Below are 20,967 nucleotides of genomic sequence, written 5' to 3' on the forward strand. Positions count from 1 at the left end.
ATATGGGGAGTGGGGGGTATGGTATGTGAAAAAAGTTTCCCGCTCACATTACTCACATTACCCCTATTCAAATTAATTATATAAATAGCTATGCATTTCGTCCCGGTCTAATATAATACAAGAAATATCACGCCAGGACATTATTCAGGAATTTACATTAAAAGTACAGATTTTTTATATGTGCGGATAAAAACCTGCAGAACTTAAAAAGAAATACCGGAATCCGTAATAATCTACGATAAGTAACTTATACGAGATTGCGGGTTTTTAGTTCTATGGACCCTGACAGGCGTTTGATTTATACTGCAGTTTTTGCAATCATGGGGCTTTCCAATGCCGTAATTCCCATACTTCCTGAACTTGCAGCCCGTTACCACAGTACATACGGAGAATTTGCATCAAGCCTGCTTTTCTCAGGGTACTTCCTTGGAGCACTTGTGACAATGCTTCCTTTTGGGACTCTTGCTGACAGGTTCGGGAACCTCAGGCTCATAGGGCTTGGAATCATCTTCACGGTGATCTCAGGACTGGTTATTTTTTTCTCAGAAAACCTGTGGGTCCTTGTTATTTCCAGATTTATTGAAGGTGCTGCCTGTGGAGCCTTTTTTCCTGCGGCATATTCCACACTTTCAAGATGCAAAGAGCCCGCACGCTGCCTTGGAGAATTCACTTTTCTTTATAATGCCGCACTGGCTTCAGGAGCTTTAGTTTCAGGATTGCTTGCAGACGTTTTTCTTAAAGGTGCTGTCCTTATATTCACTTCTGCAGCTTTGCTTTCCGGAATCCCTCTCATTTATAGGCTCGGAGAACTTATTAACCTTGAAAAAAAAGGAGAAAAAACGGAAATACTCCGGGGTCCGGATTCTCTAAAAACCCATTTTAAACATTCTTTTAAAGGGGTTGCAGGACTCATTTCCCGCCGCAATTCCGGGATATGGCTCGGTTCTTTTCTTCTCAACGGGGCAATAGGAGTTCTCATAGCTTACTATCCGGAATACAGCCTTAACATTCTATCAAAAACTCAGCTTGGAAGTGCGATTGCGAGCCTGTATGTCTGCGCTATGATTACTTCTCTTCTGGTAGGGCGTTTCAGGGTAAAGGAAAAAACCGTAATCCGGATAGGACTGGTTTTTTCAGCTTTTGGAGCATTTTTTACGGTCAAATATCCCTTCCTCGGCTTTTCAAGCCTTGGAGGCGGGTCAGGAATAGCAATGGTAGGTTATGCTCTTGCTGTCGCCAGAATGGATGCAGACAGGGGGCTTGCAATGGGACTATTCAACACAACTATATATGCAGGGCTTTCCTTACTTCCGATTGCTGCAGGACTCCTGACAGAAGTCCTGAGTTTTGAAGAATTATTTCTTGTCAACGGCTGTATCCTCGCAGGAACACTTCTGTTGAAAGACTGAAAAAACGAGCTTCATATTTTAGTATGGTTATTAAATAAAAAAATTAATTAACAATCAGATACGCAGAACAGAAAAAACATGAATCCGAAACCATGAACTCCAGGAAATTTCTGCTTTATCCTTCAGTCTTTGCAATCCAGGGGCTTTCCAACGCGGTAATTCCTATCCTCCCCGAACTTGCAGGAAATGGCAGTGCTAGCCCTGCTGTCTCAAGTTTACTTTATTCAGGATATTTTATAGGAGCTCTGCTAACCCTTATCCCTTTCGGAATCCTTGCAGACAGGATAGGAAATCTAAAAGTGGCAGGGCTGGGAATCACACTTACCTTTATTTCCGGGATTTTTATTTCATATTCTGACAACCTCTGGGTCCTTGGTATTTCACGCTTTGTAGAAGGCGTTGGCTGCGGGGCATTTTTTCCTGCTGCTTATTCCATGATTTCAGGATGGAAAAACAGCCAGAGAAGTCTGGGAGAATTCAATTTCCTGTTAAATGCAGGACTGGCTGCAGGAGTTTTTCTCTCAGGGATGCTGGCGGAGATAGGGATTAAAACTGCAATAAATATTTTTTCCCTTCTTGCAGGCTTCTCTTTCGCCTTACTTATATGGGAATCCAGAAGTCTGATATCATTCGAGAACTCCGGCAGGAAAAAAGTTAATTCCGGAGCCTCAAGAAACAGAGAGATTTCAGGAAAAAAGTCTGGAGACTTAATGAGCTATAACCCTGGCAAATATCTGGAGAAAACCGGAGAGACTTTTTTTGAAGACGGATTCTGGAAACTCTGGGGAATTTCGGTTATCCTCTACGGAGCCACGGGCCTGCTGACCTCAAACTATGCGGACTACAGTGCAGGATTTCTGACAAAACCGGAACTCGGGCTTGCAATTTCAGCCTCATATGTAGCTGCAATGTTAAGTTCCCTTGCTGCAGGAAGAACGAGGCTAAAGAATAAAAACATAGTAAGAGCAGGAATAATCCTTACAGCTGCAGGAATTTTATTATCTTTAAAAGCGCCTTTGCTGGCATTCTTCCTTATAGGCGCAGGCGGAGGGACTGCAGTAATAGGGCTCATTGCTGCAGTTTCCAGAATTAGCTCTAGCGGAATTGCAATGGGACTCTTCAATACCGGAATTTATGCAGGTCTTGGAATGATCCCTATTTTCGGAAGCCTGTTTATAGGACCTCTGGGTTATGAAACCGTATTTCTTGGAAGTGCCCTGGTTCTTCTTATGATACTTGGCCTGAAACTGGAATAAAATCATGGAAAAACCGGACCGTCCTGAGAAACTAATGCAGGAGCCTCCACATAAGGTTTAAAAGGCTCAGAGCCCTATCCTATGAATAAGCTCAACCTTTCGAAATCAGGTGATTAATTGAAAATAAAGTCAAGAGTTCAGCTGAGGAAAAATTTAAAGAATAAGATGCTAAAGGACCTTCAATCCGCTTTCGGGAAAGAGATGGAAGATCTGGAGAATAAGACTCTCGAAAAAGTTACACTGGATGAATATTCCCTTATCCTTGTTGAAGGCAGACCTCTGCTGTTTGAAATAGAAGGGCATCTTTTTCCTACGGTCCGCGGAGCTCTTGAAATGGGGCTACAGAAACGCCTTGTTGTTGTGGACAAAGGAGCAATTCGTTTCGTATCAAACGGAGCGGATATTATGGCTCCAGGGATCGTGGAAGCCGACCCCGAAATAAAAGAAGGGGACTTTGTAATTATAGTGGAAGAAACCCACAAAAAACCTCTTGCTATAGGAAAAGCCCTTATGGAAGGGCAACAGATGGTTGATTCGGACTCCGGAAAAGCCATAAAGTCAATAAGCCACGTAGGAGACAAACTCTGGAATTTTGAGTTCTGAAAGTGCCGGAAAACAGTTTCCATAAGGAAAAAAACCTTCCTCAGAAAAAGTAAAAACTCCTGAATAAAAGGCGGGAACCGGTGTAGCTTTATAATAGCAAAATTAATTAATATAGATCCCAATATAGGACAATACTATCTAAATTTAAAAAGATACAAAAGGCGTGCATAGATGGCAAAACTTATAGACAAGATCCTTGGCGGCAATGTAAAAAGTTCAACAACCAGTGCCGAAGACTACACTGAGATTGACCTCAGCAAATATGAAGAGGTTCTGGAGGAAGAACCTGCAGAGACTTATGTAAAAATTGCAGAAATCTCAAGCATTAACCAGGTAGCTGCACTTAAGCAGGAAATTTATAATGGGAATGTCCTCATGGTTGATATCTCAAATATCAGGGGCGATGACCTGCTAAGGGACAGGGTTTTAAAGGAGCTGAAAGACGTTGTAGTCGATGTCCATGGAGATATCGCAGGTGTCAAAGGAAACACCGTGATCGTCACTCCTACAGGCATAAAAATCGACAGATCGAAGATTATTGGTGGAAAATATTGAGTCATAATCATTTTAAAGACGAAAGCTTTGAGACAAGGATCTCCTGCCCTCTGTGTCAGAAAGAACTCGTTATGACATGGCAGAGAGATAATATCCCTTATTTCGGGGAGATCATGTACATAACTGCAAAATGCCCTTGCAGTTTCCGTTTTGCAGACACTATGATCCTCTCCAGTAAAGAGCCCATGCGCTATGAGCTGTCAGTTGAGAGCCTGGAAGACCTTAATGCAAGAGTCATCCGCTCAACCTCAGGAACGATCCGCATTCCGGAGATGGGGATTGTTGTTGAACCCGGCACGGTTTCGGATTCATATGTAACAAACATTGAAGGTGTACTGCAAAGGGTTCAAAATGTCCTTATGACCACGAGCAGATGGGTATGTGAAGATGAGGAAAAATTTGCCCGCAGCCAGGAACTCCTGTGCATGCTCAGTGAAGTATTCGAAGGTAAGAGGAAAATTACAGTCATTATCGAAGACCCGCTCGGGAATAGTGCAATAATTTCAAAGAAAGCTGTCGCTACCAAACTTTCAAAAGAAGAAGTTGAGAGGCTAAACACCGGCATGATTGTTTTCGATGTTGATAAATCCGAACTTGCGCATGATGTCTCAGATAACGTCAAGCCTCTTGGAGGAGATTAATCCTTTTTTCCGATTTTTTAATAGCCCGACCAGGATGCGGGGGGCAAATCCCCCATTATGATTATTTACTTTTATCTCATAACTGCAAGCACGTCAAGGGCTGTTCAGACTTCCTGCTGAAATAGAGCAGTGCGGGCAGTGTATCGGATACAAGATCCGAAGAGTCCTTCTGAAAAGGTTCGATAAGGAAATCCGGATCGAAAGACAGACCTGGGTTTAAAGAAAGACCAATTGCCGGACAATAAATCTGAAAACAGATGGAAGCCACAGCTCCAGAATATGGGATAGGGTAAAGAAAGTTTAATTATATACACCAGTACCCCTTATAAGCAGCAAATGACGGCAGCATACTGAATTGAATCACTTTATAATGCAATTTATCAAAGAATTAAATGAAATTAAGATAATACGGTGAAGGTATGGCAGAAAGCGAAAAAGAAGCAGCACTCCCTCCAAAAGAGGCATTCAGCGACTGGTATAACGAACTCCTGTGGATGGCAGAAATTATGGATGTCCGCTATCCTGTAAAGGGGCTTTACGTCTGGTATCCTTTTGGCTTTGCCATCAGGAGGAACACCTATGATATCATAAGGGAAATCCTTGACAACAGCGGACACCAGGAGACTCTTTTCCCCCTGCTTATCCCTGAAAACGAGTTCATGAAAGAAGCCGAGCACATCAAAGGCTTTGAGAATGAAGTTTACTGGGTTACGCACGGAGGAAAAGACCCTCTTGACATACCTCTCGCCCTCCGCCCAACAAGTGAGACTTCAATTTATCCAATGTACAAACTCTGGATCAGGTCCCACGCTGATTTCCCTTTGAAACTTTACCAGATAGTTAATACATTCCGCTACGAAACAAAGCATACCAGGCCGCTTATCAGGCTCAGGGAGATCACCTCCTTCAAAGAAGCCCACACCGTACATGCTACATGGGAAGACGCAGAGGCTCAGGTGAAAGAAGCTATCGGGCTTTATACCGAGATATACCGCAGGTTAGCAGTCCCTGTACTCCGTTCAAGGAGGCCTGACTGGGACAAGTTCCCGGGAGCCGATTATACCGATGCTCTTGACGCTATGATGCCTGACGGAAAGACTCTCCAGATAGGGACTGTTCATCACCTTGGCGACAACTTTGCAAAGACCTTTGATATAAAATACGAGGCTCCTGATGGTGAACAGCGCTATGCCCACCAGACCTGTTACGGGATTTCGGAGAGGTCCATTGCAGCCACAATTTCCATACATGGAGATGACAAAGGACTTGTCCTGCCTCCCGAGATCGCACCTGTCCAGGTAGTTATTATCCCCATTATCTTCAAGAAAGGGGCAGAAGAGGTGCTTGCAGCCTGCAAAGATGTCCAGGACCGCCTGCAGAAAGCAGGGATCAGGGTAGAAGTTGATGCAAGTGACCTGCGCCCCGGAGCAAAATACTACAAATGGGAAATGAAAGGCGTTCCCCTCAGGCTTGAAATAGGACCCCGAGACCTCCAGAACAATGTTGCAGTTGCTGTGAGAAGGGACACTGGAGAAAAGGACCAGATTCCTCTTACCGGGATAGAAGCCGGAGTTCGCACGAAGTTTGAGGCAATCCAGACAAGCCTTTACGAGAAAGCCGGGTCCGAACTTGAAAGCCGCATTTTTGACTGTACCGGATTTGATGAAGTAAAGGAAAAAATCCAGGAAGGAGTTGCAACAATCCCCTGGTGCGGCAAAAAGGAATGCGGGCTTGCAATGGAAGACCAGATAGGAGCAGGCATTCTGGGAATTCCCCTGACTCCGAGAGGCAAAGGAAAAGAAAAATGCCCTGTCTGCGGAGCAGAGACCGAAACCCGCGTTTACGTTGCAAGAACTTACTGAATTCAGAAAAACTATGTTCGAGTTCAGGCCAATATAAGTTTTCAGGCCAATATATACTGTGATACGGCTGTCACAGTATCCAGAAAACACCCTTCCGGGTGTTTTTATACCTTTTTATACAATCTTTTTCACCTGCCTGATACCTTTTGAACCTGCAGGTGTTCAACAAATGAAGCAGCGTTTTTTTGCATTATAACCTCAATATTTACCGACATATAAAGCACTTAAAGCTCCTATTCTTTTACTCAATTGATCTTTATTATATAGCCAATTCAGAGTACTCTACTGATCGCGGAAATAGAGCAAAATAAAGTAAAATTAACTTGATCATAGAGAAATTATAATTGACCATCAATAAATATTAAATACTTAGTAGAAGAATTCTTCACTGGATTCCGAGGAGATTTACACCAGTTTATCTTAGTGTCTGGTATAGACCCTGTGGCTCTATACTAATCCCGGAAAAAAAGAGTTGAGAATTTCTAAGAAAATTATCTGTGTTAACTTCATAGAGGAGATATGAATGGCCTGGATAGAACCGGAAGTAAAAGAAAAACCTAAAAAACCGATGTTTTTGTGCGTACTTTCCAGCACAAAGACAGCACATATTCCAAGACTCTCAGCAGCAGGAAAAACAGCTGAACTTACAGACTATACTCCTGCAGGGGATGCGGAACTTATGGAAACAGGAAACATTATAAGTGTACCGGTGCTTCCCATGACTCCTCCTTATGACACCCCTACTCCTGCAATTATGACACGCTCTGCGCTGAAGCTTACGGATGCACCCTATCATTTCATAAACTCCGGCTTAATAGTGACACCTGACGTTTCGTGCATCGACCTGAAAGCAAAACCAGGAGAAGATATTCGGGAGCCAATTGCGGTAAATGACGTGCAGGGTATCTATGAAAGGGCGAAACTTCTTGCCATAAGGCTCAGGAACCAGGCAGACCATGTGATTATAGGGGAAAGCATTCCCGGAGGCACAACAACTGCTATGGGAGTTTTAATGGCGCTCGGATATGATGGAAATGTCAGCAGCAGTGCAGATGAAAATCCCCTTGAGCTTAAAAGGCAGGTCGTTGAAGAAGGAATGAAATCCTCAGGCCTGACATTCGGCTGCCTTAAAGACGATCCCATGAAAGCTATTGCCTGCATGGGCGATCCTATGATGCCTGCAGTTATGGGGCTTGTTGCAGGATTTCAGGGTACTGAAACAAGTGTTGTCCTTGCCGGCGGAACCCAAATGGCAGCAGTTTATGCCCTGATCAAACACATGGGCCTGAATACCGAGAAACTCGCAATCGCAACTACCCGGTATGTAGTAGAGGATAAATCCGCGAATTTCATCGAGCTAACCAGGGCTCTGGGAGTGCACGTGGTCTATGTTGCAGATCCAGGTTTCGGCAAGTCCAGCCTTAAAGGGCTTCACAGGTATGAAACCGGAACCATAAAAGAAGGCGCAGGCGCTGGTGGAGCAATGTATCTTGCTGGCCTTTTCGGAATCACCCAGGACCAGTTCAGAGCCGAAGTGGAAAATGTCTGCAAACTGCTCAAAGCAGGTCACTGAGGAAAAATAAACATGGATAAGAATAACCTGTAGAAAACTAAAAGAAAAAAGTAAAATTAAAAGAAAAAAGTAAAATTAAAAGGAGAAAATCAGGAGCCTTACAGGCTCGTTTTCAAAAAAGTGATTTTCTTTTTAATTTTTAAGTTTAAGCTCGTTTTTTCCAGGTTAAGTTCCTGCTACGGCCTCTCCGGCATCTTCGGAAAGTTTAAGGTCGGAACCGGAAGATACCCCGTGGGCACATAGTGGTTTCTGGACCTGAAGCACATCAACTCCCCCTAAGAAACATGCTTCTGAACTCACACGCCCACAATCCCGGCAATAGTAGAAGATATTCGAACCTATTACCTGGCGTTTTAGCCTGGTCTCACATACACTGCAAATTTTTTGAATGCCAAAATTTTCCATTTAAATTCCTCATCCGTAAATCATAATCGAGTCGAGCCTCGCAGTGCCTATTTTTGTCCAGTACCTGCAAATACTACAGTACTGGGTCTTGCCGTCAGCGCTCATTTTCAGCCTGCCATGGCATTTTGGACATGTTTTCAAGTATTTCGTGAATAAACCCCCTTGAATTTCCATTTTTGGAATTACAGGATTTGTGCGGTCAAAGCCCTCAGACCCGATAGGTTTCCTTTAAAAGATACCAAAAGACCTTACATAGGATACCTAACGGTATAGAGAAAACCGATAACTTCAAACACCTTGAAATAAACAATTTAAAACCCATTTTTCGGCCTTTATACCGAAACGAATTTGACTCCCCCGGACAAACCTTTCATAAAGACGTTTTAAGCCGATTGATATATTTCTTAAAAACTGGATCTGCCCGCTCGCTGCATGAATTTTACAACAAGTATCAAATATATTATTCCTGATAGGATATAAGTTTTATCTTGGAGACAAGTATTTTTATAAGTGATCAGATTGGAAGAGGATTCCACCAGTTAAAATAATATAAAAAGGGAACAGAAATAAATTCAAAAAGAGCTGAAATATTTGACTGACTGGATTAGTTGAATAAGCATTGAATTTGATATTAATCAGATAGAAGTTAGTTGAGTAAACAGCAGATTTCACCATCAAATGAGATATTCCGTGATAATCATTATTTAAGAAGAAAGTTAGTAAAGCAATTTTTAACGGGCACCGATTGTAAATGATGAAAAACTGCATCAATAAGGAGAGAAAGGACACCATTATAATTATGAAATGAATATCAATCAAAATGAGCCTGAACAGATAAAGTATTATTAAGTGAACTGCCCCGCCCTGCCTGATGGCGAGGACGGAGCTTCCTTCGAGTGATTATGTCATTTGGATATTTGCAGTGATGCAGGTATCCATCTGTAATCCTGTTTGTCGAAGATTATCAGAAAACTTCTGATAGCTTGTCCACAAAGCATTTTGTGATAAGAAACGCTTCATTATATTGATAGCACTATTTCTATCACGATCAATTACGTTTCCACAATCACATTTCATAGTTCTTTCCCAAAGTGGCATGTTATGTCGTGTTCCACAGATACAACACTCTTTGGATGTATAGCTTTCATCAATTCTTATTACTTTTTTACCTGCAAGCTCCGCTTTGTAGGTCAAGAATTCGATGAATCTGGAAAGATATCCTTGATTTTGTGTTGATCTGTTCTGAGAACGTTTTCTTTTTCCAGTTACTTTCTTTGACTGAGCCATACTTTTTACGTTAAGATCTCCCACGATTATTGTATTGGCTCTGGTGTTCTCGATCATTGTTTTAGAAAGTTTATGCTGGAAATCTTTAATCTGATTAGACTTCTTTGCTTCCATTTTTCTGTATGTTTTGTGTAGTCTATTCCATCTCTTGCTTCCTTTTTTACAATGATCTCTTCTGGATTTAATTGAATCTATCTTTGTATTCCAATATTGATCTGCTCTGGGTGTTTTTACTTCAAAGAATTTACCTTGAGTATTTACTGCTGTAACTATTTTTATAATACCTAAGTCTATCGCTTGATACAAATCGTTATCAACATACTCTTTTATTGGATTTTCTTCATATGTAATTGATACATAGAAATTACCCCTACCTTTGTATGGATTATCATTATAGATTTCAATCTGCTTGATTGTCAGCAAATCAAAAGCATTTCCAATTTCGAAAGACAATGGAATTTCGTTTGCCTTATGAGAGAAACTGAGCTTTCCATTATTGATTTTGAATCCACTCTGATTATAAACCAAAGTCATAAAGTATTTTCCACTTCGAAACTTGGGGGGTCTTGCAGATTTATCCCCGTTTTTCCAGAGCGAAAAGAACGATTTATAATTAGCATCGAGCTTTTTAAGAACCGATTGCAATACTTTGGAATACACTATATTGTATTCAGGGAATTTTACTTTTAGTACTGGAAGCTGATTCTGTTGTTCTACATACTTTACACTTCTCTGTTCAGTTTTCCACGCATCTTTTCTTTCAGCTAAAGCGAAATTATAGAGGCATCTACACTGTTCAGATAGTTGCCAAAGAACATCTACCTGTTCTTCAGTCGGATTTATCTTGATCTTCTTCGTCAGATGCATATTTGCCTTGATTCTCCACATATTTTTTAAGTACGTCTAGGGTTACTTGCCCTGTCGATGCGATAAAATACGATCTTGACCAAAACGTATCTTCCCATAACATAGTCTTTACTTCAGGGAAGTTTTTACGAATCTCCCTTGAAGTTATAGTTTTGATTGTGTTGATGTATTTTGGAATATCAAGCGAAGGTTTTGCTGAAAATAATAAGTGGAAGTGATCTTTGTCACACTCGATATTCAGTACTTCAACATCGTATGTTTCACTTATGTTATGAATTTTAGTTTTAAGAAAATCGACAACTAAAGGGTTCGTTAGAGCTTTTCTTCTATATTTCACACACTGAACGAAATGATAATGGAGTGAATATACAGAATGGCTTCCACGATCTAGTTTATACTGCATAGTTATCACTATATTGATGTAACTATAAGTATAAATAATTATGCTACTGTTGTTTTGTAGAAGTTGACGGCTTTCATCCCCCACCTGTCGGGCTACGCCCTCCGAGGAAGGGGACTTCCCGCCTTAAAGTTAAAAAATTGCCTGGCATCCATAGAAAGATATGTAGTTGGAACTTTTTATTAAAAAGATAAAGCTGCCAGTAAGAAGAGTTTCAAGCGAAATATATAAATACAATTATCGCTTTAGGAATGTTCGCGACAGGGTGAGCAATTGCTAATGAACCCGGTCATATAAGCCGCTTTAACTCAGTTGGTAGAGTGTCTGGCTGTTAACCAGAATGTCGTAGGTTCGAGCCCTGCAAGCGGCGTAAAAACTTTTGCATATGTTACAGCGTTTTTTTCCATGAAAAATAAAAACACTTGCAAAAAGTTTATTATTAAAGCCGTACTAAAATTACTGAGCCGTAACTAAAATTACTCAAAATTATAGATACAAAGGGGGCCTGTAGCTCAGTCAGGTTAGAGCGCTCGGCTCATAACCGAGCGGTCACCGGTTCAAATCCGGTCAGGCCCATAGAACCCATAAAATTTATATCCTAAGAATCTCTTCTATGTGAAGGTCCATAGGTAAAAACCAAAATAATTAGCATTTCAATCATAAAGCCGCTTTAACTCAGTTGGTAGAGTGTCTGGCTGTTAACCAGAATGTCGTAGGTTCGAGCCCTGCAAGCGGCGTAAATTAACTGCTTTTTTGCTTAAAATTATTCTTACATTTTAATTTCACCCTTTATTTTAATAATTGCCTTTTTGTTGTCTACTGTATGCAGTCATCTAATTTACAATATTTTTTGATTTTGGTTTTTTAATTATTCAACTTTCAAAAATGGCAGGTTTTACATTTCCGAAACGCTTAATAATTCAAAATCAAATAGCTTTTACTGGCATTAAGGGTCTTGGGATATCAGGAAGTTATGAAAGGGGAGAAATCCTGAAATTAGTGTAGTAGTCCAACTGAGAGAATTATTAAATATAGTAGGGAAGAATAAAGTAAATAAATTACTTCTAATATTACTACCTACCTTCTAACTGAACTATTCTGGTACTGCTACTTACCATCCTGATGACTGCTATTTAATCAGACTGAGGTTTATACACATGGCTATAATTAATAAAGAAGATGTAATTGTACCTTTAGACGTCCCGAAAGCAATGCGTGATACATACGTAAAAAACTTTATGGAAATTACGAAGAACAGCGGCAGATTGATGCTTTTTGCAGGGGATCAAAAGGTAGAACACCTGAACGATGACTTTTTTGGACCTGGGGTCCCTGAAGATGACGCTGACCCTGAACACCTTTTCAGGATTGCTTCTCAGGCAAAAATAGGGGTTTTCGCAACCCAGCTAGGGCTTATTGCCCGCTATGGGATGGACTACAAGGATATTCCCTACCTCATAAAGGTTAACTCCAAGACCCACCTTGTTGAAACCGCGCAGGCTGACCCTTTCAGCAACCTGTGGTATGATGTTGACCAGGTAGCTGAGTTTAAGGAGAACAGCGGGCTCAATATCCTTGGTGTCGGTTATACGATTTATCTTGGCAGCGAATTTGAAGCTGAGATGCTCGTGCAGGCTGCCCAGATAGTTTATGATGCCCACCAGCACGGGATGCTATCAGTACTCTGGATCTATCCCCGCGGCGCTGCCGTAAAAGATGAAAAGGACCCGCACCTTATCGCAGGAGCAACTGGAGTGGGAGCCTGCCTTGGATCTGATTTCGTAAAGGTCAATTACCCCAAAAAGGAGGGAGCAAAATCTGCCGAGATATTCAAGGAAGCTATCAAAGCAGCCGGGCGTACAAGAGTTGTTTGTGCAGGCGGTACAAGTGATGAATGTGAGTCTTTCCTAAAAAAGCTTCATGACCAGATACACATCTCCGGAGCCCAGGGTAATGCAACCGGGAGAAACATCCACCAGAAGCCTCTGGACGAAGCTGTCCGTATGTGCAATGCTGTTTACGCTATAACCGTTGAAGATGCAAGCGTTGAAGATGCCATGAAGATTTACAAAGGAAAATAAAAAGTAAAGTCAAGATAAAAAGAGCTAATCAGGACTCCTAGGAAGGGTATAAAGTAAATCTGAAATTGTTCGAAGAGGATTGAACCCGGAGAAATACATTGAGGCTGTGTAACTATGGAAATCCCGGACCATAAAACAAAGATAGTCTGTACAATAGGACCTGTGTCTTCTTCCGAAGAGAAGCTCAGGCAGCTCATGCTTGCGGGCATGAACGTGGCAAGGATTAATTTCTCCCATGGGGATTTCGAGAGTCATGCCAAAGTAATCCGAAGAGTCCGCAAGGTTGCAGACGAACTTGGCAGGACAATTGCAATCCTGGCAGACCTGCCGGGCCCGAAAATCCGCATAGGCAAGCTTGAAAAAGAGCCTGTCATGCTCCATAAAGGAAATATGACAACCCTTACGGTTGACGATTTTCCGGGAAATGAAAAGCGGATTCCTGTCAGTTACAAGCAGCTTCCTGAAAGTGTCTCTCCCGGAAGCCTCATCTACCTCAGCGACGGGTTCATACAGCTCCGGTGTAAAGAAGTGACTGGAAAAGATGTTCTCTGTGAAGTCCTTATAGGAGGGCAGCTCTATTCCCACAAAGGGCTTAACCTGCCTGGAGCGAAAATTTTTCTTGACCCCGTAACCGAAAAGGACTTTAATATCCTTGAGTTTGCCCTTGATAAGGATATCGATACGTTCAGCATCTCTTTTATCGAAAGCGCCGAAGATATCCGGAAGGTCAGGAATTTTGCTGCAGACAGAGGAAAGCAGGTATATGTTGTCTCAAAAATCGAACGAAGGCAGGCTGTAGAGAATATTGAAGAAATTCTTGAAGAAACAGATGCCCTGATGGTTGCAAGAGGAGACCTTGGGGTTGAGATTCCTATCCAGGAAGTCCCTTCAGTCCAGAAAGAACTGATCCAGAGGTCAAAGCTCCTGGGGGTTCCTGTGATCACTGCAACCCATATGCTGGCTTCCATGACTGATAATATAAGACCTACGCGGGCCGAAGCTACGGATGTTGCAAATGCGATTCTTGATGGTACGGATGCCGTTATGCTTTCAGAAGAAACAGCAGTCGGCAACTACCCTGTAGAAGCAGTTGAGATGATGGCAAAGATCGCAAAGACCACCGAAAACTGGCGCTCCCGGACCAAATGGGGGCTTGATACAATGATTAAATCCATAACTGCCAGGGAAATGTCAGTGGACGAAGTAATCACTCTCCAGGTTTATGAAGCCCTGCAGAAACTGCCTGTTGCAGCCGTACTCACTCCGACCCGAAGCGGAGCAACCCCCCGCAGGATCTCTCGCTTTAATCCCGATCCCTGGATACTGGCCTTCAGCCGCGTCCCCAGAACCTGCAATTTCCTCTCCCTGTCTTACGGAGTCTATCCCGTTGTTGTAAAGGAGTCTATTGAAAGCTGGGAAAAGGAGACTACGGAAAAAACAAAAGAACTTGGATTTGCGAAAAGCGGGGAAGTCGTAGTCCTTACCCAGGGACCTGCTTCCGGAAAACCCGGAGGTACCAATATGCTCAAGATCCTGACGCTTGACTGAAAAAACCAGGCATATAATTTCCAGTAACTGAAATTCGAGATAAATGGAAAATTGTTTCAGGAAAATTTCAGTTATTTCGAATTCTTTTTTTAGAAAAACATATAACAGTATTTTTATAATAGAACAATAATATAAGTAAAACGACAATACATTTAGATACCATGCGTGTTTTTTACATTCAGAATAATTTATTTTATGTTATGAGGTTTCATTTATGAAACAACGAAAGAATCCAGCAACAAAAAACCAGAAATATCTGGCTATCTTCCTGGCAGTAACAATGTTTCTTTCTGCCTTCATGATATTTTTCACGGGCAATTCAAATACAGATAGTGGTGACGAAGCCCCCACTTCAGGAGCCAATGGGCAACTTATTGCAGTACCGTTCTCTCAGGTCCCTGGCAAACATGTCCAGCATGAACTCACCTCCATTGCTGACGGGCTGGAAATTTCCCCTGATGGAGTTACGAGTGCATTGTACGTTGATCTTCAAAAAACCGAAGGGACTCCCCTTGAATCCGTATTCGGAAACAGGCAGACTATGAATGTTTCTTTCTCTTATGGTGCTGACGTCACAAAGAGATATGGTGCAACTTATGGTAATGAAAGCGGCTTTGAGCTGCACCAGATTCCTGAGCAAAAGATCAGTATGCCTGTTGATACAAAGGCAATGCCGTATGAAGGATATCAGATCCTTGACCGTACAAACGGGACTTACAACATCTGGAATGTCGTTGGAAGCCCTGCCATAATAGGCCCTATTGATACTGTAGCAGGCGTTATAAATGTCCTTGAAGGAAATGAAACGGCAAATACCGAATATAATGAGATTTTGAACCATGCGGATCTTGAAGGGAACATCTACCAGGAAGTAGTCCAGAAGACAAACTCCTCGGATATCCCTGCCGAACAATACTACAGAGATCTCAAAAAACTGGATAATGGAAGTTACGTACAGACCTCTATCTACCTTAACCCGAAGCCTGAAGTGAATGAAAAGATTAATGCTTATCAGGCAAATTCGAGTGAACGTGGAGTGACTTATAACGTAACCACACTTGGCAACATTACCAAACTAGTAATAAGTTCAGACTTTGAGAGCGTATATAACGAAACTGCCCTGCTTTCAATATAAGCAGGCAAATTTTCTTTTTTAAATTCTTTTATTTTCATTTTGAGATCTTATTTTCATTTTGAGATTCGGTTTTCATTTTGAGATTCGATTTTCATTTTGAGATTCGATTTTCATCTCACTTGAGGTCTCCTGATTACTATTCTAGATCCTGCACTATATCCCGTATTCAGGAAAGAAACTATCTTTCAACCGGCAAGAGCTTCAGGCATCACTACATGCATCACTACATATTTCTATCGACTCAGCGTATATTCAATGGGAAGTGATTTTATTGGCGTTTCTGGACAAACTGTTCAAAAAGAAGATAGAGGGAAAAAGTGCAGAGGAATGGTACGGACTTGCAACAGCAGAAACTGATCCGGAAAAGAAAATAGAGTATTTTGATAAGGTTCTTGAATTAAAACCCGACTTCGCAGGAGCCTGGAACCTCAGAGGGCTTGAATTTGTGATCCTGAAGAGGTATGAAGAAGCCATTGCCTCTTTTGACAAAGCTCTTGAAATAAGGCCGAACTATCTGGAGGCAAAGTACAATAAAGAGGATGCTGAAACCGAATTAAGAAAGATAAAGGCTGCAGAAAATCCGGCTGAAGATAGATGAAAAAGGATCATTATTCATGTAGATGAAGAATACTCACATAGGGGAAGGGAAAAGGAAAACAAAAGAAAAGAAAAGAAAACGGAAGGCAGGAAGCCAAAAATTGTAAAAATTTCAGGCAGGTATTTTGCCTGACTGCCAGAAGTGCAGATTTATTTTTTCCCGCGGTTTAGCGCCTGAAGCCCGAGTTTCACAGGTCCTGGCAATTTTCCGCACTGCATGACCTTCATCTGCTCAGGGGAAATAAACTTGAAAGCTGCATTCATAAGGGCATCGGATTTCATTATGCCGTCCATTATCTGCCTTGCCTGCACCGAAGTTTCCAGCGCGGACCCGAACTGAGCCCTCCATCGCCTGTCATATTCTTCAAGCCTGCATTTTCCGGCTGCGAATTCGGCTGCAGTTTCCCCTGCAATTTTTCCCGCAATCATGGCAGGAGGAATTCCACCCCCGTTTGTTGCAATAATATGCCCGGCTGCATCCCCAACAATTAGAGAATCCGCGGTTGCAGTATTTGCAGGTGCCCCGTTTACAGGGATAATGCCTGCAATAACATTCATTGTGATGGCGTTTTTCAGCTTTGGACCTGCCACAGGATGCTCCCTAATGAAACGGTGCAGATAATCTTTTGCAGAAATTCCTTTCTCAGCCATTCCGAGTCGAATCCCGATTCCTACATTTGCCCTGTTCTTGCCTTCGGGAAAAATCCATGCATAACCGCCTGGTACATATTCTTTTCCAAAATACATCTCAAGGGCATCCGGATCAATGTTAACGTTCCTGACCTGGTATTCGATGGCTACTGAGGTTTCCTTTTCTTCAGGTTTCATGGAAAGTCCCTTTGATTTTGCGACAAGGGAGTTTGGCCCGTCAGCTCCGATAATCGCTTTTGCCCTGATAGTATGTTTCCCAAAAACCCCAGAAGTTTCAACAGTTGTACCCTCAACTTTTGTAACGCGAGTCTTTATCGTAAGTTCGGCTCCTGCTTCTGCAGCCTGCCCGGCAAGAAACTGGTCATACCTTCGCCTGTCAAGGACAGCACCCTTTACGGCAAATTCCTTTGTATTGCAGTTTGGAGGAATGATGCGCTGGATCTTAATCGGCTGCAGCACACATGAATCAGGATAGCTTTCCAGAGTCTCAGGCAGGTCAGCCTCAGGTAGAAGAGCCTTAACCTCCGATGAATCCGGTAGAAAACCAGCACACTGAATAGGGTTTCCGATTTCCCTTTTTTTGTCAAGGAGAAGGACAGAGGCTCCTTTCTTTGCAGCATACAGAGCGGCAGTAGAACCTGCAGGACCTGCGCCCACAACTATGATGTCATAAGAGACTTCTTGAACCATGAAAGGTCTTCCTGTTATTATTTCTGCCTCTGCAATTAACCTTGAAATTGTTTATTAATCCTTTCCTGAAAACCGGAAATCGAATTAAAACCAAAAGAAGTATTCCATATTGTAGAAAATTTTAAATAATATGTAGTAGTACAACGGTTACCGGCTTCCGGTAGAACGATTAAATAAACAAGGAGCAAGGCAAAACATGAGACAGATAGCAATCTACGGAAAGGGCGGTATAGGTAAATCCACTACCACGCAGAATCTTACTGCAGCCCTTGCGACTATGGGAAACAAAATTCTTCTAGTAGGTTGTGACCCGAAAGCAGACTCTACGAGAATGTTGCTTGGCGGGCTGAACCAGAAGACCGTACTTGATACACTCAGGAGTGAAGGAGACGAAGGAGTACACCTTGAAACTGTGGTACAGCCTGGCTTTGGAAACATCAAATGTGTGGAATCCGGAGGACCAGAGCCCGGTGTAGGCTGTGCAGGTCGAGGCATCATCACTTCAATCGGGCTGCTCGAAAACCTGGGAGCTTACACTGACGACCTTGACTATGTTTTCTACGATGTGCTTGGTGATGTCGTATGCGGAGGCTTTGCCATGCCTATCCGCGAAGGAAAAGCCAAGGAGATCTACATTGTTGCCAGTGGGGAGCTTATGGCAATTTATGCAGCAAACAACATCTGCAAAGGCCTGTCCAAATTCGCAAAAGGAGGGGCACGTCTCGGAGGTATCATCTGCAACAGCAGGAATGTGGACGGTGAGCGCGAACTCCTCGAAGCATTTGCAAAGAAACTGGGGAGCCAGCTAATCCATTTCGTGCCCAGGGATAACATCGTCCAGAGGGCGGAAATTAACCGAAAGACTGTAATTGACTTTGACCCCGAATCCAACCAGGCAAAAGAATACCTGACTCTCGCCAACAATGTCCAGAACAATACCAAACTCGTGGTTCCGACTCCTCTCCCGATGGAAGAGTTAGAAGCAATGATGGTGGAATTCGGAATTGTTGAGCTGTAAATGCTGAGTGACTACCGAGATAGTTGGCGTCGAAATATAGAGGAGATGAAAAAAATGCAAATGATACGTGCAATCATAAGACCTGGAATGGAATCAAAGGTTGTCGAGAGCCTAGAAAAAGAGGGCTGTATTTCCCTTACGAAAATGGAAGTCTTCGGGCGAGGCAAGCAGAAAGGGATCCATATTGCAGATGTGCACTATGACGAGCTGCAGAAAACTATGCTCCTGATGGTTGTCGAAGACGAACACAAGGACAAAGCTGTACAGACTATAATGGAAGCAGCCAGGACCGGAAAGTATGGAGACGGAAGGATCTTTGTAAATCCGGTCGAAGAAGCCTACACCATAAGGACTGGAAAGCCCGGACTTTAAGTAGAATTCGGAGGAAAATTCCGTGAAAGAGATTACGGCAATAATCAGGATGAACAAAGTCCAGAAAACCAAGGATGTTCTCCTTGAATGCGGCTTTCCCTCCTTCACCGTAAGAAGGGTAATGGGCCGCGGGAAACAGAAAGGGCTCTGCTTTGAATTTAACCCGCCTCTGCCAGATCCGGAAAAGGAAGCAGAGACCTGTATTCGTTTCATTCCGAAACGCATGTTTACCGTTGTTGTGGACGACGAAAACGTAAACGAAGTAGTCCAGAAGATTATCGAAGTAAACCAGACAGGGCATCCGGGAGACGGAAAGATTTTCGTGTCAGACATCAGCGAAGCATACCGCATCCGGACCGGAGAAAGCGGAGATGCGACTGTGAACAGGGAGATGATGTAATGGGAGCCGAAATAGATGCCGGAATTAAACACAAACAGCAGCTTGTCGATGATATACTGAAGGTGCTCCCGGAAAAAGCTGCCAGGAACAGGAGAAAACACCTGGTTGTCAGGGACTGTTCTGCCGAACAGCATATCGAAGCCAATGACAAGGTAATTCCAGGCATCCTCACAAACCGCGGATGTGCCTTTGCGGGCTCGAAAGGTGTGGTCTTCGGCCCTATAAAAGATATGGTACACATCGTCCACGGCCCTATAGGCTGTGCATACTTTACCTGGGGAACCAGGCGAAACCTTGCAAAAGCCGAAGAAGGTGGAGACAACTTCAGCAACTACTGTGTGTCCACGGACATGAAGGAAACTGATATCGTCTTTGGTGGTGAGAAGAAGCTCAAGAAAACCATTGACGAGGTTGTAAAGATCTTCAAACCCGAAGCAATTACGGTTTCTGCTACCTGCCCTGTGGGCCTGATAGGTGATGATATTGAATCCGTTTCCAGGCAAGCTGAAAAGGAGTACGGAATCAAAGTTGTTCCTTCAAGATGTGAAGGGTATAAAGGAGTCAGTCAGTCGGCAGGACACCACATCGCAAGCAATCTTCTGATGGAACACCTTATCGGAACCGAGGAGATCAAAGATCCAACGCCCTTTGATATCAATGTATTTGGAGAATACAATATAGGAGGAGATTTCTGGCAGGTAAAGCCGATTCTTGAAAAAATAGGTTATAGAATTGTTTCGGTTTTCACTGGAGATGGGTCATTCCACAAGATAGCGCAGGCCCACCAGGCAAAACTCAGCATTCTGCTGTGCCACCGTTCAATCAACTACACTAACCGGATGATGGAAGAAAAATACGGAGTTCCCTGGCTGAAAGTTGACTATATAGGCACAAAAGGTACTGAAAAGTCTCTCCGGAAAATGGCGAAGTTCTTTGACGACCCGGAAATTACCAGGAAGACTGAAGAAATCATTGCCGAAGAAAAAGCGAAATATGCACCTGAGGTTGAAAAGTACAGGAAGAAACTCAAGGGAAAAACTATCTTCATTTATGTAGGAGGATCCAGGAGCGATCACTACTCAGACCTCTTTGAGGAACTTGGCATGAAAGTGATTGTTGCAGGCTACCAGTTTGCCCACAGGGATGACTACGAAGGCAGGCAGATCATACCCCAGATCAAAGAAAATGCTCTTGGCTCGATCCTTGAGGATATTCACTATGAAAGAGATGAAAGTATTAAGCCCACCGTCAGTCCGGAAAGGATAGAAGAGTTGAAAAAGAAAATTGGGCTCATGGAATATGAAGGGATGTTCCCTCATATGAAAGACGGGACCATTGTCGTTGATGATCTGAACCACCACGAGACCGAAGTCCTTGTAAAAGCCCTCAAACCTGATCTCTTCTGTTCCGGAATCAAGGATAAGTACTGGGCCCAGAAACTAGGAATTCCCTCAAGGCAGATGCACTCCTATGACTACAGTGGACCCTACACCGGCTTTTCTGGAGTCGTGAAGTTCGCACAGGATGTAGACATGGCTTTGCACAGCCCCACCTGGAGGTTCATAAACCCGCCATGGAAAGCTGCAGGAATGGACTGAGAGGCAAAAAATTAAGAGG

Annotated in this window: 20 protein-coding genes and 3 tRNA genes; 18 read left to right on the forward strand and 5 right to left on the reverse strand. The window is 42.9% G+C overall.

Going from position 1 to position 20,967, the window contains the following annotated elements; translation table 11 throughout:
• Positions 1-275 precede the first annotated feature (275 nt).
• The 7 genes from RSJ42_RS12590 to cobT all read left to right on the forward strand — a co-directional run bounded on the left by RSJ42_RS12590 (position 276) and on the right by cobT (position 7,899).
• The gene (locus tag RSJ42_RS12590; RefSeq protein ID WP_410507629.1) at positions 276-1,409 is read left to right on the forward strand and encodes an MFS transporter; all 1,134 of its coding nucleotides are present in this window, start codon (positions 276-278) and stop codon (positions 1,407-1,409) included.
• Positions 1,410-1,501: 92 nt separating this feature from the next.
• The gene (locus tag RSJ42_RS12595) at positions 1,502-2,665 is read left to right on the forward strand and encodes an MFS transporter (protein WP_410507630.1); all 1,164 of its coding nucleotides are present in this window, start codon (positions 1,502-1,504) and stop codon (positions 2,663-2,665) included.
• A 117-nt stretch (positions 2,666-2,782) separates the two neighbouring features.
• Positions 2,783-3,268 carry an RNA-binding protein gene (locus RSJ42_RS12600; protein ID WP_410507631.1) on the forward strand — a complete coding sequence of 162 codons (486 nt, stop codon included), beginning with the start codon at positions 2,783-2,785 and terminating at the stop codon, positions 3,266-3,268.
• Between the two features lie 171 nt (positions 3,269-3,439).
• The gene (gene sepF, locus RSJ42_RS12605) at positions 3,440-3,823 is read left to right on the forward strand and encodes a cell division protein SepF (RefSeq protein WP_410507632.1); all 384 of its coding nucleotides are present in this window, start codon (positions 3,440-3,442) and stop codon (positions 3,821-3,823) included.
• Positions 3,820-4,464 (forward strand): ZPR1 zinc finger domain-containing protein, encoded by a 645-nt coding sequence (locus tag RSJ42_RS12610; protein WP_410507633.1) that lies wholly within the window; start codon positions 3,820-3,822, stop codon positions 4,462-4,464. Before sepF ends, RSJ42_RS12610 begins: the two co-directional genes overlap by 4 nt.
• A gap of 419 nt (positions 4,465-4,883) precedes the next feature.
• Positions 4,884-6,326, forward strand: coding sequence for a proline--tRNA ligase (gene proS / locus RSJ42_RS12615; protein ID WP_410507634.1), 1,443 nt, complete (start codon positions 4,884-4,886; stop codon positions 6,324-6,326).
• A 523-nt stretch (positions 6,327-6,849) separates the two neighbouring features.
• Positions 6,850-7,899, forward strand: coding sequence for a nicotinate mononucleotide-dependent phosphoribosyltransferase CobT (cobT, locus tag RSJ42_RS12620; RefSeq protein WP_410507635.1), 1,050 nt, complete (start codon positions 6,850-6,852; stop codon positions 7,897-7,899).
• 165 nt (positions 7,900-8,064) lie between these two features.
• On the opposite strand, the gene RSJ42_RS12625 is transcribed toward cobT, so the two are convergent.
• The 4 genes from RSJ42_RS12625 to tnpA form a co-directional block, all read right to left on the reverse strand.
• Positions 8,065-8,304: a hypothetical protein gene (locus RSJ42_RS12625; protein WP_410507636.1), complete on the reverse strand. Its 240-nt coding sequence runs from the start codon at positions 8,302-8,304 to the stop codon at positions 8,065-8,067.
• 9 nt (positions 8,305-8,313) lie between these two features.
• The gene (locus RSJ42_RS12630; RefSeq protein WP_410507637.1) at positions 8,314-8,445 is read right to left on the reverse strand and encodes a hypothetical protein; all 132 of its coding nucleotides are present in this window, start codon (positions 8,443-8,445) and stop codon (positions 8,314-8,316) included.
• A 759-nt stretch (positions 8,446-9,204) separates the two neighbouring features.
• The gene (locus RSJ42_RS12635) at positions 9,205-10,458 is read right to left on the reverse strand and encodes an RNA-guided endonuclease InsQ/TnpB family protein (protein ID WP_410507638.1); all 1,254 of its coding nucleotides are present in this window, start codon (positions 10,456-10,458) and stop codon (positions 9,205-9,207) included.
• Positions 10,421-10,861: an IS200/IS605 family transposase gene (tnpA, locus tag RSJ42_RS12640; protein WP_048106147.1), complete on the reverse strand. Its 441-nt coding sequence runs from the start codon at positions 10,859-10,861 to the stop codon at positions 10,421-10,423. The genes RSJ42_RS12635 and tnpA overlap by 38 nt, the downstream gene beginning before the upstream one ends.
• 294 nt (positions 10,862-11,155) lie before the next feature.
• Here tnpA and RSJ42_RS12645 point away from each other — a divergent pair.
• From RSJ42_RS12645 to RSJ42_RS12675, 7 genes are all read left to right on the forward strand, one after another.
• Positions 11,156-11,228 (forward strand) — tRNA-Asn (locus RSJ42_RS12645).
• 131 nt (positions 11,229-11,359) lie between these two features.
• Positions 11,360-11,434: transfer RNA gene (locus RSJ42_RS12650), tRNA-Ile, on the forward strand.
• Between the two features lie 88 nt (positions 11,435-11,522).
• Positions 11,523-11,595, forward strand: a tRNA-Asn gene (locus tag RSJ42_RS12655).
• 420 nt (positions 11,596-12,015) lie between these two features.
• Positions 12,016-12,939 (forward strand): aldolase, encoded by a 924-nt coding sequence (locus RSJ42_RS12660; protein ID WP_410507639.1) that lies wholly within the window; start codon positions 12,016-12,018, stop codon positions 12,937-12,939.
• Between the two features lie 114 nt (positions 12,940-13,053).
• Complete coding sequence (gene pyk / locus RSJ42_RS12665) at positions 13,054-14,487, forward strand: pyruvate kinase (protein ID WP_410507640.1); 1,434 nt, start codon at positions 13,054-13,056, stop codon at positions 14,485-14,487.
• Positions 14,488-14,701: 214 nt separating this feature from the next.
• Positions 14,702-15,622 (forward strand): hypothetical protein, encoded by a 921-nt coding sequence (locus RSJ42_RS12670; RefSeq protein WP_410507641.1) that lies wholly within the window; start codon positions 14,702-14,704, stop codon positions 15,620-15,622.
• A gap of 262 nt (positions 15,623-15,884) precedes the next feature.
• Positions 15,885-16,220, forward strand: a complete 336-nt coding sequence (locus RSJ42_RS12675) for a tetratricopeptide repeat protein (protein ID WP_410507642.1) — start codon at positions 15,885-15,887, stop codon at positions 16,218-16,220.
• A 149-nt stretch (positions 16,221-16,369) separates the two neighbouring features.
• On the opposite strand, the gene RSJ42_RS12680 is transcribed toward RSJ42_RS12675, so the two are convergent.
• On the reverse strand, positions 16,370-17,560 hold the full coding sequence (locus tag RSJ42_RS12680) for a geranylgeranyl reductase family protein (protein ID WP_410507643.1): 1,191 nt from the start codon (positions 17,558-17,560) through the stop codon (positions 16,370-16,372).
• A gap of 196 nt (positions 17,561-17,756) precedes the next feature.
• Between RSJ42_RS12680 and nifH the strand changes: the two genes are divergently transcribed.
• The 4 genes from nifH to nifD are packed head-to-tail and all read left to right on the forward strand — an operon-like array spanning position 17,757 to position 20,948.
• Positions 17,757-18,578 carry a nitrogenase iron protein gene (gene nifH / locus RSJ42_RS12685; protein ID WP_410507644.1) on the forward strand — a complete coding sequence of 274 codons (822 nt, stop codon included), beginning with the start codon at positions 17,757-17,759 and terminating at the stop codon, positions 18,576-18,578.
• A 54-nt stretch (positions 18,579-18,632) separates the two neighbouring features.
• On the forward strand, positions 18,633-18,950 hold the full coding sequence (locus RSJ42_RS12690; protein WP_410507645.1) for a P-II family nitrogen regulator: 318 nt from the start codon (positions 18,633-18,635) through the stop codon (positions 18,948-18,950).
• 22 nt (positions 18,951-18,972) lie between these two features.
• Positions 18,973-19,350 carry a P-II family nitrogen regulator gene (locus RSJ42_RS12695; RefSeq protein ID WP_410507646.1) on the forward strand — a complete coding sequence of 126 codons (378 nt, stop codon included), beginning with the start codon at positions 18,973-18,975 and terminating at the stop codon, positions 19,348-19,350.
• Positions 19,350-20,948 carry a nitrogenase molybdenum-iron protein alpha chain gene (nifD, locus tag RSJ42_RS12700; protein ID WP_410507647.1) on the forward strand — a complete coding sequence of 533 codons (1,599 nt, stop codon included), beginning with the start codon at positions 19,350-19,352 and terminating at the stop codon, positions 20,946-20,948. Before RSJ42_RS12695 ends, nifD begins: the two co-directional genes overlap by 1 nt.
• Positions 20,949-20,967 lie beyond the last annotated feature (19 nt).

It is taken from the genome of Methanosarcina hadiensis, assembly GCF_046529725.1.
Taxonomy (GTDB): domain Archaea; phylum Halobacteriota; class Methanosarcinia; order Methanosarcinales; family Methanosarcinaceae; genus Methanosarcina; species Methanosarcina hadiensis.